The sequence below is a fragment of the Streptomyces sp. NBC_00433 genome (assembly GCA_036015235.1).
GTDB lineage: Bacteria > Actinomycetota > Actinomycetes > Streptomycetales > Streptomycetaceae > Actinacidiphila.
In genome coordinates this window covers 5,655,483-5,669,276 of the sequence record CP107926.1, presented here as the reverse complement: position 1 = coordinate 5,669,276, position 13,794 = coordinate 5,655,483, and the positions used below count along the sequence as shown (strand labels likewise).

The 13,794-nt window shown below is 74.8% G+C and carries 12 protein-coding genes; 2 read left to right on the top strand and 10 right to left on the bottom strand.

The window, feature by feature from the left end; all coding sequences use genetic code 11:
- Window positions 1-105 precede the first annotated feature (105 nt).
- Window positions 106-1,641: a xylan 1,4-beta-xylosidase gene (locus tag OG900_24245; protein WUH92914.1), complete on the bottom strand. Its 1,536-nt coding sequence runs from the start codon at window positions 1,639-1,641 to the stop codon at window positions 106-108.
- Window positions 1,642-1,928: 287 nt separating this feature from the next.
- On the opposite strand from OG900_24245, the gene OG900_24240 reads away from it, so the two are divergent.
- Complete coding sequence (locus OG900_24240) at window positions 1,929-2,966, top strand: LacI family DNA-binding transcriptional regulator (protein WUH92913.1); 1,038 nt, start codon at window positions 1,929-1,931, stop codon at window positions 2,964-2,966.
- Between the two features lie 98 nt (window positions 2,967-3,064).
- A complete protein-coding gene (locus OG900_24235; GenBank protein WUH92912.1) occupies window positions 3,065-4,054 on the top strand; it encodes an acetylxylan esterase in 990 nt (329 codons plus the stop codon).
- On the opposite strand, the gene OG900_24230 is transcribed toward OG900_24235, so the two are convergent.
- The 9 genes from OG900_24230 to OG900_24190 form a co-directional block, all read right to left on the bottom strand.
- Window positions 4,055-5,008 (bottom strand): alpha/beta hydrolase, encoded by a 954-nt coding sequence (locus OG900_24230; protein ID WUH92911.1) that lies wholly within the window; start codon window positions 5,006-5,008, stop codon window positions 4,055-4,057.
- Window positions 5,009-5,126: 118 nt separating this feature from the next.
- Window positions 5,127-6,035, bottom strand: coding sequence for a 4'-phosphopantetheinyl transferase superfamily protein (locus OG900_24225; protein WUH92910.1), 909 nt, complete (start codon window positions 6,033-6,035; stop codon window positions 5,127-5,129).
- Complete coding sequence (locus OG900_24220; GenBank protein ID WUH92909.1) at window positions 6,032-7,330, bottom strand: PLP-dependent aminotransferase family protein; 1,299 nt, start codon at window positions 7,328-7,330, stop codon at window positions 6,032-6,034. The genes OG900_24225 and OG900_24220 overlap by 4 nt, the downstream gene beginning before the upstream one ends.
- On the bottom strand, window positions 7,327-8,529 hold the full coding sequence (locus OG900_24215) for an alpha-hydroxy-acid oxidizing protein (protein WUH92908.1): 1,203 nt from the start codon (window positions 8,527-8,529) through the stop codon (window positions 7,327-7,329). Before OG900_24215 ends, OG900_24220 begins: the two co-directional genes overlap by 4 nt.
- Window positions 8,526-9,464, bottom strand: a complete 939-nt coding sequence (locus tag OG900_24210; protein WUH92907.1) for a hypothetical protein — start codon at window positions 9,462-9,464, stop codon at window positions 8,526-8,528. Before OG900_24210 ends, OG900_24215 begins: the two co-directional genes overlap by 4 nt.
- Window positions 9,464-9,763 carry a phosphopantetheine-binding protein gene (locus OG900_24205; GenBank protein WUH92906.1) on the bottom strand — a complete coding sequence of 100 codons (300 nt, stop codon included), beginning with the start codon at window positions 9,761-9,763 and terminating at the stop codon, window positions 9,464-9,466. Before OG900_24205 ends, OG900_24210 begins: the two co-directional genes overlap by 1 nt.
- 59 nt (window positions 9,764-9,822) lie before the next feature.
- Window positions 9,823-10,752 carry a 3-oxoacyl-ACP synthase gene (locus OG900_24200; protein WUH92905.1) on the bottom strand — a complete coding sequence of 310 codons (930 nt, stop codon included), beginning with the start codon at window positions 10,750-10,752 and terminating at the stop codon, window positions 9,823-9,825.
- Entirely contained in the window at window positions 10,749-12,164 is a 1,416-nt protein-coding gene (locus OG900_24195) for a condensation domain-containing protein (GenBank protein WUH92904.1), read from the bottom strand. The genes OG900_24200 and OG900_24195 overlap by 4 nt, the downstream gene beginning before the upstream one ends.
- 1 nt (window position 12,165) lies before the next feature.
- Entirely contained in the window at window positions 12,166-13,794 is a 1,629-nt protein-coding gene (locus tag OG900_24190) for an acyl--CoA ligase (GenBank protein ID WUH92903.1), read from the bottom strand.

Sequence of the window (13,794 nt, the reverse complement as noted above, 5' to 3'; positions counted from 1 at the left end):
TTCTCGCGCAGCACCCGCACCCCGTAGGCGTCCGGGCCGAAGGGACGGCCCGGCACGATGCGTTCACCGGTCAGCAGGTCGGGGCCGCCCGCGCCCCGCGGGCACTCAGACGGGCTCGGCCGGGCGCGGGGTCAGGCCGAGCAGCCGGCTCTCGTCCCACCACGGCGGGGTCTCGTCGTGGACGGGTGTCAGTTCGAGCAGCGTGACCTCGTGCCGGCCGAGCACCAGGTCGCAGTCGGCCCGGCCGCCGGCGACCGGCAGCGAGTGGTGGCTGCGGGCCGGCTCCGCGGCCTCCCGCAGCGCGTCGAGCGCGCGCCGGGAGGGCGAGGCGGGGCGCCCCATCTCGCACCAGGCGGCATACGCGTTGCCCGCGTCCTCGGCGACGGAGGAACGCTGGGCGTAGACGGCCGAGTCGCCGGGGCCGCCGACCGGGACGGACAGCCGCACGGTGTGCGTGCCGACGCCCTCGCCCCCGGTGACGTCGACGGGGGCCCAGGCCAGGACGGCGATCCGGCCGTCGGGGTGGCGGGTGACCAGGTGGTCGTCGCCGCGGGCCAGCACGGTGTCGCCCAGGCGGGCCATGAAGGCGTAGAGGTGGTAGGTCGGCTTCTTGATCTGGCGGTGCGTCAGCAGGCCGAAGCCGCCGTGGAAGAGGGCGGTGGGGATGCCGACCTCCTCGAACACGTCGCTGAAGGTCCAGTAGGAGAAGGAGTCGACCAGGTCGCCGCCGGCCGCGAGCACCGGTGCCAGGTAGGCGGCGTGCAGCGCGGTGTCGTGAATGTGGTTGTCGGGACGGTAGGAGGAGTTGAACTCGGTGATGTGCACCGGCAGTTCGGCCAGGTCGGTGCCGTGCAGCTGCTGGCGTGGCGCCGCGAACTGCTCCAGCAGGGACGAGGCGGGGCCGAGCGTCTGGTGGGTGCCGAAGGGCACCTGCTGCGCCGGCCCCGAGGTGTAGGCGTGCCGGCTGACGAAGTCGATGGGCGCCGAGCTGCCGGCGACGAAGTCGGCGAAGCGGGTCAGCCACTCGGGCTGGTAGCCGGGGGCCAGCGAGGGCCCGCCGACCTGGAGTTCGGCGTCCACGTCCTTGACGGCGTTCGCGGTGACCTCGTAGAGGCGGTGGTAGGCGTCCTGGTCGGCGCCGGCCCAGAAGTCCTTCAGGTTGGGCTCGTTCCACACCTCGATCGGCCAGGTGCGCACCTCCGCGAGGCCGTAGCGGTCGACGAGGTGCCTGACGGTGGCGCCCACCAGGTCGGCCCATTCGCGCCAGTCGCGCGGCGGGGTGACGTTGCCCTGCCACCAGAAGACGGTCTGGTCGCCGGAGGCCAGCGTCGAGGGCATGAAGCCCAGCTCCACGAACGGCTTGATGCCCAGGTCGAGATAGGCGTCGACGACCTGGTCGACATAGCCGAAGGAGTGCCGTACCCGCCGTTCGCCCTGGTGCTCGTAGGGCCGGTGGATGCCGATGCCGTCGCTCAGCAGGCCGTGGCCCCTGATGTACCGGAAGCCGATGTCCTGTTGGACGAGCGCGAGGGAGTCCTGGTAATCGCGGCGCAGCGCGAGATCGAACCGGCCGGTCCCGACGCAGAAGCGCCATGCGTCCGTCAGCTGTCCTGCGGGCTGGTTCGGGACGGCGATACGCACAGTGATGGTCCTTTACGTCCGGTGCCGGCCGGTCCTGGTCCGGTCGGTGGGGGCGGGGCCGGGGCTGGGCGGAGTCGAAACTTTCGAAACTCTTGCTTAACGTGTCGGGCAGCCTAGGGACGTGACAGAAAGGGTGTCAAGAGACCTGACAGCGGGTTTTCAGCCTGGCCGGAGCCCGCCTCGTGGCGTATATTCACCGCCTGGCCGCCAGTTCGGTTCAGCCGTTTTCCTCACGAAGGCCGAAACTTTCGACATCCCAGCCGACCCAGCAGCGTAGGGCTGACCCCTTGACCAGTTCCGTTCCAGCCGGCGGGCCGCGCGCCGCGACGATCGCCGTCATCGCCACCGAGGTCGGCGTGTCGGTGGCGACCGTCTCCAAAGTGCTCAACGGACGCCCCGACGTCGCGCCGGACACCAGGGCGCGGGTCGAGGCCAGCCTCGAACGGCACCGCTACCGCCGCAGGACCCGGCGCCCGGCGGAGACGACCAGCCAGATCCACCTGGTCTTCCACGAGTTCGACTCCGCCTGGGCGATGGAGATCATCCGCGGCGTCGAGCGCGCGGCGGCCACCGCCGGGGTCGAACTGGTGCTCACCCAGATGGGCGGCAGGCACCGCCCCTCCGACACCTGGCTCGACCTGATCGTCGGCCGGCAGCCGCTCGGCGTGCTGCTGGTGCAGTGCGGGCTCACGCCCGCCCAGCAGGAGAAGCTCCGCAGGCAGCGGGTGCCCTTCGTCGCCGTCGACACCGACAGCGCGACCCCCGCCTCGGTCCCCACCGTCGGCTCCAACAACTGGAACGGCGGCCTGATCGCCGCCCGCCACCTGCTGGCGCTCGGCCACCGCAGGATCGCCGTCATCGCCGGCCCCGAGGACCTGCTGTGCAGCCGCGCCCGGGTGGCCGGATTCAGCTCGGCGCACGACGAGGCGGGCCTCGCGATGGACCAGGGACTCGTCCGGCACGGCAATTTCTACCTCGACGCCGGCTACGAGCACGGCATGGAGCTGCTGCGGCTCCCCGACCCGCCGACCGCCATCTTCGCCGGATCCGACGCGCAGGCCATGGGCGTCCTGCGGGCCGCCCGGCACCTCGGCCTCGAACTGCCCGGCGACCTGTCCGTCGTCGGCTACGACAACCTGCCGGTCGCCGCGTGGACGGAGCCCCCGCTCACCACCGTCCACCAGCCGCTGCACGACATGGCGGGCGCCGCGACCCGGATGCTGCTCGACCTGGCGGCCGGCGTCGAGGTGCGGAGCAGCCGCATCGACCTGGGCACGGAGCTGATCGTCCGGGAGAGCACCGCGCCGCCCAGACCGGGCCGCTGATCCGCGCGGCTTCCCGCACCCCGCTTCGTGCTCCCCGCTTCCTGCTGAGCGCTTCCCGTCCGATCCCGCACGCGCGGCACGCACCCGATGGAGGACCTGTGGCCCTGTTCGACCTTCCGCTCGCCGAGCTGGAGCGGTACGCCCCCGCGGTGCCCGAGCCCGACGACTTCGACGCCTTCTGGGCCGGCACCCTGAAGCAGTCGGACGCCGCGCCGGTGCTCGTCGACGTCACACCGGTGGACGCGGGCCTGAGCCTGGTCGACACCTGGGACGTGACCTTCGCCGGTTACGGCGGCCAGCCCGTGCGCGGCTGGTTCACCCGCCCCCGCGGCGCCGGCGCCCCGCTGCCCGCGGTCGTCGAATACCTCGGCTACGGCCGCGGCCGCGGCCTCCCGCACGAGCGGCTGACCTGGGCCGCCGCCGGCTACGCGCACCTGCTGATGGACAGCCGCGGCCAGGGCGACCTGTACGGCAACGGCGGCGACACCCCCGACCCGGGCGGCGGCGCCCCCGGCGGCCCCGGCGTGGCGACCCGCGGCATACGCTCCCCGCACGACTACTACTACCGCCGCCTGATCACCGACGCCGTCCGCGCCGTCACCGCGGCCCGCGCGCTCCCGGGCGTCGACCGGGACCGGGTGGCCGCGGTGGGCAACAGCCAGGGCGGCGGCCTGGCGCTCGCGGTCGCCGGCCTCGTCCCGGACCTCGCCGCGCTGATGGTCTCGGCGCCCTTCCTGTGCCACATCCAGCGCGCCATCGACATCACGGACGCGGACCCGTACGGCGAGATCGTCCGCTATCTCGCCGTGAACCGCGAGGCGGAGGCCGACGTCCGCCGCACCCTGTCCTACGTCGACGGCGTCCTCTTCGCCCGCCGCGCCACCGCCCCCGTCCACGTCGGCGTCGGCCTGCGCGACACGGTCTGCCCGCCCAGCACGGTCTTCGCCGCCTGCAACCACTACGGCTCGGCCCGCCCCGGGCGCGCGGACCGTACCGTCCACGTCTACCCGTTCAACCACCACGAGGGCGGCGAGGCGCTGCACACCCGCCGCCAACTCGCCTGGCTCGCCTCGCGGTTGGGCGACTAGCTAGGGCCTGTCCGGCAGCCCGAACCAGCGGCGCAGGTGGCGGGCCGCCTGGAGGTTGGCGGTGGTGGCGGCGTCGACCGCGCCGGCCATGGCGAAGAAGCCGTGGGCCATGCCCGGGTAGCGGGTGGCCTCGACCGCCACGCCGGCCTCCGCGAGGCGCCGCGCGTACGCCTCGCCCTGGTCGCGCAGCGGGTCGTACTCGGCGGTGATGACCAGGGCCGGCGGCAGCCCGCTCAGGTCGGCGGCCCGCAGCGGTGACGCCAGCGGGTCGGCGGCGTCGGCCGGGTCGCGCAGGTAGTGGCGGGCGTACCAGGCCACCGAGTGGTGGTTGAAGAGGTACGGGTCGGCGCTCTCGCTGTCGCGCGCCGAGGCGGCGTCGGCCGGCTGGTCGGTGTTCGGGTACACCAGGAGCTGTCCGGCCAGCCCGATGTCGCCCCGGTCCCGGGCGAGCAGCGTCACCGCGGCCGCGAGGTTGCCGCCCGCGCTGTCGCCGCCGACCGCCAGCCGCGCCGGGTCGGCGCCGATCTCGTCCGCATGGGCGGCGACCCAGCGCAGGGCGGCATGGCAGTCGTGCACCGCCGCGGGAAACGGGAATTCCGGCGCCAGCCGGTATCCGACGCTGACGACCAGGCACCCGGCCTCCGCAGCCAGCGTCCTGCACAGGACGTCGGCGGTGTCGATGCTGCCGAGCGTCCAGCCGCCGCCGAAGTAGTAGAGCAGCACCGGCAGTCGCCGTTCACCGCTCGGCCGGTAGACCCGCGCGGGCAGGACGCCGTCGGGCCCGGGGATCTTCCGGTCCTCGACGCTGTGCAAGGCCCGCGGGCTCCCCCCGGCCGCCTGGATCGCGGCCAGGTCGGCGGCCCGCGCCTGCTCGACGGTGAGCATGTAGAGCGGCGCCTCGCCGCTGCGGGCGCGCTGGTCGCGCAGGGCCTGGATCTGCGGATCGAGCGGCATACCGGGTACCTCCGGGGGGTGTGGGGGTCGGGCGGGGTCGGGGTCGGCGTGGGGCCGGGCGTACGCCGCCGCGTGCGACGGGTGACGCGCGCCTGCGCGCGACACTGGCGCGGTGGCTTCACCGCGCCGGGACCGGCCAGGTCCATCGGTGGCAGGTCACCCGGTAGTCCGACCGCCCGGACAGGGCGACGGCCGCCCGGTAGCCGGGCGGGGCGGGCACGTCGCTGATGCGGTAGCCCCCGGCCCACGCGTCGTCGGGGTGCCGGGGCGGCGGCGTGCGGTCTGCGGACGGGACAGCCGCGTGCCGGTCGTCGGCCGCCGGACCGGCCGCGCACCGCACGTCCGTACGTGGGCCGTCCGCGAGCGGGCCGGTGGCGGGTAGCCCGTCGGCGTACGGGCCGTCCGCCCGCGGACCGTCGACGTACGGGCCGTCCGCCCGCGGACCGTCGGCGTACGGGGCGTAGGCGCCCGAGCCGGCCGCCTGCCCGAACGATGGCGTCACCGGGATGCGCAGGCCCTGGGTCAGGCGGCCGCCGTGGGCCTTGGTCAGGGCCTCCTTGCGGGACCAGAGGTGGGCGAAGAGGGTGGCGCGGGTCGCGGGGTCGGGGGTCGCGCGGATGGCGGCGGCCTCCTCCGGGGGGAAGTAGCGGGCGGCCATCGCGGCGGCGTCCAGGTGCGGGAGCACGCGCTGGACGTCGACGCCGACGCGGCGGTAGGCGGCCAGCGCGACCATCGCCACGTCGCCGGAGTGGGAGAGGTTGACCTCGGTCCCGCGCCAGGGACCGGTGAGTTCGGGTTTGCCGTGCGGGCCGCGCGCCCAGCGGATCTCGGCAGGGGGTGCGCCGAGCCGCCCGGCGACGACGTGGCGGAGGGCGGCGTGCGCCAGCACGAAGCGGCGCCGGTCGTCGGCCGAGCGGTAGGCCTCGGCGCGTTGCCGCTCGTCCGCGTCGAGCACGGCGAGCAGCCCGTCCAGGGCGCAGTCCGGGCGCCGGTCGGCCACCAGCCACACCTCGACGAGGTCCGTCACGCCGGCACCGCCCGGTCCCCGACCAGTTCGGCCAGCCTGCGCACACCCTCCTCGACGCGGTCCGGCGGCAGCGCGCTGCACGACAGCCGGATCGACCGGCGGCCGCCGCCGGACCCGGGTCCGTAGAAGAAGCTCATCGGGGTCCACAGCACCCCGTAGTCCCGGCCGGAGGTCTCCAGCATCGCCTCGTCGGCTGTCAGCGGCACGTCGACCACGGCGAAGAAGCCGCCGGCGGGGGCGTTCCAGCGCACCCGGGGGTCGTCGCCGAAGCTGCGCTCCAACGCGTCGAGCAGGATACGCAGATTCCCCCGGTAGAAGGCGATCTTCTCCTTGGCCGCCGCCCGCAGGCTGCACCCGGCCTCGACCAGGAAGCCGCCGATGACCGCCTGCGCCACCGGCGAGGTGTTGACCGTCAACAGGCTCTTGACGGAGGACAGTTCTTCGGCCAGGAAAGCCCGCCCGCCGTCCGCGGCGACCACCGTCTGGTCGGCGACCAGGAAGCCCACCCGGGCCCCGGGGAAGCAGGACTTGGCGAACGAGCCGAGGTAGACGACCTGTCGGCCGGTGTCCAACGCCTTGAGCGTGGGCCGGGGTTCGTCGTCCAGGCCGAAGAGGCCGTAGGGGTCGTCCTCCAGGATCAGCAGCCCGGCCTCCTCGGCGACCTCAAGCAGCCGCCGCCGCGCCGCCACCGGCATGGACGCGCCCGACGGGTTCGCGAAACTCGGCACCACATACAGCGCGCGCGGCCGCCGCCCACTGGCCCTCACCGCGGCCACCACCGCGGGCACCGTCTCCGGGTCGAGCCCGTCGGCGGACTCCGGCACCGGCACGACCTCGACGCCGAGCAGCCGGGCCGCCCCGGTGAGCCCGACGTAGCAGGGGTCGACCGCCAGCACCACGTCACCGGGCCGCGCGCACAGGCCGCGCAGCGCGATGACCATGGCCTCCTGGCAGCCGCTGGTGACCATGACCGCCTGCTCGGGCACCGAGATGTCCTCGTCCACGTCGAGCATGCGGGCGATGAGCGCGCCCAGGTAGCCGTTGGTCCGCCCGTATTGCAGCAGCTGGCGCTGCCGCTGCTCGTGGGTGAGGCCGAGCGCCTCCAGGTGGGCGAGGTAGCCCGCGAGGTAGCGGGGCAGCTCGTCGGTGCTGTGGAAGCCGTCGTAGGGGCGGCCCGCGGCGAGCGAGATGGCGTCGGGGAAGCGGGCGGCGACCTCGTTGAGGAAGTTCATCGACGCGGATTCCGGGTCGGAGACGGAGGCGTGCAGGTCGTCGCGTCGCAGCTCGAACGTCATCGTGCCTCCGCTCTCAGCGTGACCGCTGATCTGTCGATCGACGCCAGGTCCGGCCGACCGGCCAGCGCCATGGTGTGGGCCAACTCCTCGGTGGCCAGGCCGAGGACGCCGGCCACCCCGGCGGCGCCGTCCGCCGCGAGCCCCCACAGGACGGGCCGGCCCAGCAGCACCGCGCTCGCCCCCAGCGCGAGGGCGGCGAAGGCGTCGGTGCCGCCGCGCACCCCGCCGTCCAGCAGCACCGGGCACGAGCCCCCGACCGCGGCCACCACCTCGGCCAGCGCGTCCAGGCTGGCGCTCGCGCGGTCGAGTTGGCGGCCGCCGTGGTTGGACACGATGATCGCGTCGGCGCCGTGCGCCACCGCCGCTGCGGCGTCCTCGGCGGTGAGGACGCCCTTGAGCACCAGCGGCAGGTCGCTGCGCTCCCGTAGCCACGCGAGGTCGGACCACGTCACGGACGGGTCGACGGCCTCGGCCGCGTGCTCCGCCAGCGCGGAGCGCCCGGCGGCGGGCAGGTGGGCGGCGGTCATCAGGGCCGCGTCCAGGTTGGCGGCCCGGATGCCGGGGTCGAGGGCGAAGCCGTTGCGCGCGTCGCGGTGCCGCCGCCCCAACCGGGGCGCGTCCACGGTCAGTACGACCGCGCGGCAGCCCGCGGCGGCCGCCCTGGCGACGAGTTCGGCGAGCAGTTCGCGGCGGCGCAGCCAGTAGAGCTGGATCCACAGCGGGCCCGCCGCCGCGGCGGCGATGTCCTCCAGGGTGCGGCTGGCGTAGATGCTGACCACGAACAGCGCCCCGGCCGCACCGGCGCCCTCGGCGGTGGCGACCTCGCCGTCCTGGTGCACGAGCCGGTGATACGCGGTCGGCGCGACCGCGATCGGCGTCCCCACCCGCGCGCCGAGCAGCTCCGTCGCGGTGTCGCACCGCGACACGTCGACCAGCACGCGCGGCCGCAGCGTGACCCGCCCGAAGGCACGCCGGTTCGCCGCGACGGTCCGCTCGCTCTCGGCGCCGCCGTCGATGAAGTCCCAGACCGGCCGGCCGAGCCGCCGCCGCGCGATGCGCCGGTAGTCCTCGACCCGCACGGGGGCCGGGTCTCGCGGCGGCGGGACATGCCGCGCCGGTGCGGGGCCTTGGGGCGGCGGCAGGCGCAGCTCGGGCGCCCGACCCTGCGGCGGCGGCACGCGCCGCGCGGGGGCGGTCATCGCGCGCTCCCGGCGGCCGCCGCGGCGGGGAGCGCCTCGGCGGCCGCGGTGAGGGCGGCCACGGACAGGGTGCCCGAGAGCGGGTCGTGGTCGGCCAGGAGCAGGGGGGCCGGTTCGCCGGACGGCGTCGACAGCTCGGCGGCAAGTTCCCACCACACGCCGGTGGTGGGGCGGCCCGCGGTGGCGGTGAGCACCCGGTGGGCGGCGGGCAGGAGCGGGGCCTGGGCGGCGAGCGCCGAGCCGAGGACCACCGTCGCGGGGGCGGCGGGGTCGGCCGGCGCGTCCGCCCCGTTGACCAGCGCGGACAAGGCGGCGCCTGCCTCCGCCGCGGAGGCGCGGCCGGTGGTCACCGGGCCGAGGGGGGTCGTGGGGGTGCCCGGGGTCGGCGGGCCGAGGAGGATCGCCACGCCCGAGGACGTGGCGGGGAGGGCGACCGGGACGCCGGGGGCGTAGGGCAGCGAGGGCTGCTCCACGACCAGCAGCAGCGCGCGTCGCAGCCGGCCCGCGTAGGCGCGGATCAGGCGCAGCGCGGTGAAGGGGGCGGCCGCGCCCTGGTCGGTGACCGCGAAGGCCATCGGGTTGCCGGGGCAGACGTGGCTCAGGCGGGTGGTCGTGGCGCGGCCGGGGGCGATGTCGGGGACGGAGTAGGCGAGGACGAGCAGGTCGACGGACTCGCCCGGGGGGACGGCCCGCTCGATGAGCGCCTCCGCCATCTCGCCGTACGCCTGGCCCGCGCCGGCCGAAGCGCCGGCGTCCAGGGCGATGCCGTAGGGGCGGAGCAGGTCGGTGAGGTAGACGCGCAGCCGCTCGGTGTGGACGGGGTCGGCGGCCAGCGCCGCAGGTTCGGGGAAGGCCAGCCGGACCGCCCGGCGGATCCCCCAGCCGGCGGGGACCTCGTCGGCGGGGCCGCCGTAAGGCACGAAGGTGCGCATCATCACGCTTCCGTGAGCAGGTTTCCCGCGACGTAGTCGGCGAGCGAGCCGACCGTGCCGAAGTCGTCGCGGCCCAACTCCTCGACGCTGATCTCCAGTTCGAGGCGCTCCTCCAGTTCGAGGACGAGTTCGAGGCCGGTGGTCGAACTCAGCCCGAGCGCTTCCATCAGCTCGGTGTCCGCCGTCACCCCGGCGACCTCGCGCTTGAGCACGTGCGGGAGGAGGTCGCGGATGCTGTCGACCAGGCGGTCGCGCAGCGCCGGGTCGGCGGCGACGCTCGGGGCGGTGTCCTGCTCCGTCATCGGTGGTCCCTTCGGTGGCGGTGGTGGGTGGTCGGTGGTGGCGGTGGCCCGGCCCGGGTTCAGTGTGCGAAGACCATGGCCGAGAAGGTGGCGCCGCGCCCGGCGCCGGCGGCCGCCATCACGTACGGCTCGCCCTGCCGCAGCAGCCCGCGGTCGCGCGCGGTGAGGTAGTTGATGAAGCCGTCCGCGCAGAAGACGTGGCCTGTGGCCGCCACGTTGTCGAGCACGACCCGCTCGCGCGGGTAGCCGAGCGTGCGGCACACCTGGTGCCAGGCCACGCGGTTGACGTTGTGCGGCAGGATCACCCCGACCTCGTCGATCGTGAGGCCCGCCCGGCCGACGGCGGCCGTGACGGCGGCGGCGAGCGTGTCGGCGTACACCCGCTGGAATTCCAGGGCCATTTCCTGGTCGTCGGTGTCGAACTCCCCGCGCGGGTCGGTGGCGTAGGCGAGCAGCCGGTCCCGCTCCCCGGCGGCGGAGACCAGGCAGGCGGCGGCGCCCTCCCCGAAGAGGGAGGTCTCGGGGACGAGTTGGGCCTCCGGGGTGAAGGCCTTCTCCCCGGTGAGCACGAGGGCGAGCCCGTCGCGGTCGCCGTCGGCGGCGAGCAGCCGCCCCGCAGCGTCGACGGCGAGCAGGCCGGACGCGCAGGCGTGGTGGCCGACCGCGAAGACGGCGGCATGGCCGATCCCGAACTCCTCGCACAACTCCCGCACAGGATCGTGCGGATAGGGCACGACCGTGGGGAAGGTCCTGGCGTGCAGGACGTAGCGGACCCGGTGCTCCTGGCCGCGCAGCCCGTCGAGCCGGGTGAGCGCGCCCCGCAGCAGGTCGGCCAAGCCGCCGTGCGGGTCGAGGGCGACCTCGCCGAGCCGGTGGTAGCGCCGGAATATCTTGGCCTGCATCCCGCTCAGGCCGAGCCGCGCGGCCACCTCCTCGATCGGCACCCTGCCCTCCGGCAGATACGCCGACACCGCCGCCAGCGCCGTCACCGGCTCACCTCGACGGCCAGGTCGGCGGCGGTCACGTCAGCGGCGACCCCCTCGGAGCCCAGCGCCAGCTCCACCGCCGCCGCCTCCATCTCCCAGGCGAGGGCCTCCGCGTCCGCCGGGGAGATGAAGTGCGTGTCGATGCGGATCTCGAAGCCCACGCCCTCGGGGATGTCGTCGACGTGGACGAAGAAGCGCTCGATCTGGGTGTCCTGCTTGACGAACCAGCGGAAGCTGCCGGCGCCCTGGGCGGCACGCAGTGTCGCGGCAAGCTCCTCGGGGTCCGGGAGCTGGATGTCCGCCAGCGCGACCGGGGCCCTGCGGTCGTTGAAGTAGGTGCCCACGCTGACGTCCTCGCCGCGCTCGCGGGAGATCCGCGCGGTCAGTTCGTCGAGCCGGCCCGGGTGGAAGTAGGCGTGCTTGTAGACCGACATGCCCGCGCGCCGGGACCGCTCGACCACCTCCTCGGGCGTGGCGCCCTCCACGTCGAGGACGCAGACGCCCGCCTGGGCGAGCATGCACACCACGTCGGCCAGACCCGGCCGGAAGCGGTTGCTGACGACGGGCCTGACCACCGCGGGGCTGATGCCGGTGGCCCGGTACAGGCCGAGGGCGTAGAGGGCCACCAGGACGGCCGAGTAGTTCGCGCCGGTGCGTGCGGCGATCGACGGCAGGGCCGCGTTCAGCGCCGGGGAGCGGAATTCGGCGCCCCAGTGGCGCGGGGTGCGCGGGTCGGTGGGGCCGGGCAACTGGCGGGCGGGGACGGACCGCAGGACGTTCTCCCAGTGCCGCAGCACCCGGTCGCTGTGCCGCTGCCCCGCCGGGGACTGCTGCCATCTGGCCTGTTCGAGCGGCTGCATGCCGGCCACCGGCGCGGTCTCGCGCGCCTTGACCTCGCGGAGCATGACCGCGCCGCCCATGGCGTCGGTGACCAGGTGGTGCATGACGGTGACCAGGTGGGTGGGCCTGCCGTGCTGCCTTACCGCGCCCATCCTGACCGGCCACTCGTCGACGAAGTCGAACTCGGTGTCCCGGTAGCGCTGTTCGACCGCGGCGGCGACCTCGTCGGGGTCGGCGTCCGGGGCGGCGTCGTAGACGTCGAGCGCGGTGCTGCCCTCGGCGAAGAGCCGCTGGGTGGGGCGGCCCTCGGCGTCGAAGCGCAGCCGGGTGCGCATGGCCTGGAAGCGGCTCATCAGGTAGCGCAGTTCCTCGGCCAGGTCGGCGACGGTCGTGCCCGGGTCGAGCGGTGCCCGGCCGCCGATCGGCAGGGCGCTCTGCTGGCGGCCCATCGCGGACCAGATCTCCCACATCCCCCAGGACATCTCGTCCTCGCCCTCGCCCTCGCCTGCGAAGTCGACGGTCACCCGCTCGGTGACCGCGGGCTCGGTGACCTGCTTGTCGTCCGGTTCTGGCATGTCACACCCCTGCCGTCTCGGCGCGATGCCGCTGCCGCATCAGGAATTTGCGGACCTTGCCGGTCGGCCCGGTGATCAGGTCGGCCTCGGAGATGAGCACGACCCTGCGCAGGGTCGCGGCGGCGGCGGCCGTCAGTGCGGCGCGGACCGCCGGCGTACGGTCCAGGCCGGGGTCGGCGTCGGCGTGCAGGGCGAGCAGGACGTCGGTGACGACGCGGCCGCCGACCTCGGCGGAGACCACCGTGCAGTCGTGCACGTCGGGGCAGCGGGCGAGGATGCGCTCCTCGGACATGGCGGTGTAGAGCCATTCGCCGCCGCCGAGGTCGACGGCGTCGACGGCCCGGTCGACGTGGAAGTAGTAGCCCTCCTCGTCGCGGTACATCAGGTCGCCGGTGAGGTAGTAGCCGCGCATCCGGTTGCGGTAGGTGGCCGCCGAGTCGTTCCAGTAGCCGGGCGCCAGCGTCGGTGCCTTCAGACCCAGTTGGCCGACCTGGCCGACCGGCACCTCCTCGCCGGTGTCGGTGTCGAGCAGCGCGACCTCGGCGAAGCCGTGGGGCACCCCGACGCAGCGCCCGTAGCGCGAGGTCGCCGTGGTGTGGGTGATGTGGAAGGCGGAGTGGCCCATCTCGGTGGAGCCGAGGCCGTCCACGAAGCTGGACCCGGGGGCGCGGCGCACCCCCTCGCGGGTGGCGGTCTCGCGCGAACCGGCCGCGACGAGGCGGCGGATGTGCGGCTCGTGGGCGCAGTCGCCGGTGTTGAACCAGAGCGACACCGAGTCCAGGTCGTGCGCGGTCAGGTCCTGCCGCGCCAACTGGGCCCAGGTGGCGGCGAATCCGAGGACGCCGCTCGGCCGCCAGCGCTCGATGGCCCGCACCACGGCGGGTCCGTCGTTCTGCGTGGACAGCAGGAGCAGGTCGCTGCGCAGGCACAGCGCCATGTTCAGCGCCGAGATGCCGGCGGCGTGGGCGGCGGGCAGCGCGCTGAGTATCCGCTCCGCGCCACGGGCGCGCGGCGCGGAGAGCCGGAAGAGCCGGGTGGCCGCGAAGAGGCTGGCGTTGGAGTGCACGACCGCGGCGGGCATCCGGGTGGTGCCCGAGGAGTGGGTGATGGCGATCGGGTCGTCGGGGTGGTGGCGGTAGGGCGCGGGAGCGGCGGCCGGGTCCGCGGTGCCGACCTCGGCCGCGTCGGCATGGACGGTGAGGCCGAGGTCGTGGCCGGCCAGCCGCTCGCGGTGCTCGGCGTCGGTGACGAGGGCGACACCGCGCAGCCGCCGGATGTATTCGGCGGCGATGTCGCCGGGCAGGTAGGTGTTCATGAGCGCGGGGATCGCGCCGAGCCAGGCCAGTGCCAGGAAGTTCAGCAGGCAGTCCGCCGCGTCGGAGACGTGGATCGCGACGGGGTCGCGCGGGCCGATGCCGTGCTCGTGCCACCAGGCGGCCCTGGCCGCCACCCGCTCGCGCAACTGCCCGAGGCTGAGCTGCTGCCAGGCGGGAAGCCCGTCGACCGGGGTGTCGAAGGCGGCCCCCGGCCCTTCCGGGTCGGCCCCGTGCTCGAACAGCTTGGGCAGCACATTGCCCGCGCCGAGTTCGGGGTCGGCGGCCAGTCTGGCCCGGATGTTGCTGCCGGTCAC

What these genes read in the sequence shown, in the direction of transcription:
- OG900_24230 (WUH92911.1), bottom strand. Translation starts at nt 5,008, where the DNA reads ATGCCGCTCGATCCGCAGATCCAGGCCCTGCGCGACCAGCGCGCCCGC.
- OG900_24220 (WUH92909.1), bottom strand. Translation starts at nt 7,330, where the DNA reads ATGACGTTCGAGCTGCGACGCGACGACCTGCACGCCTCCGTCTCCGAC.
- OG900_24215 (WUH92908.1), bottom strand. Translation starts at nt 8,529, where the DNA reads ATGACCGCCCCCGCGCGGCGCGTGCCGCCGCCGCAGGGTCGGGCGCCC.
- OG900_24210 (WUH92907.1), bottom strand. Translation starts at nt 9,464, where the DNA reads ATGATGCGCACCTTCGTGCCTTACGGCGGCCCCGCCGACGAGGTCCCC.
- OG900_24205 (WUH92906.1), bottom strand. Translation starts at nt 9,763, where the DNA reads ATGACGGAGCAGGACACCGCCCCGAGCGTCGCCGCCGACCCGGCGCTG.
- OG900_24195 (WUH92904.1), bottom strand. Translation starts at nt 12,164, where the DNA reads ATGCCAGAACCGGACGACAAGCAGGTCACCGAGCCCGCGGTCACCGAG.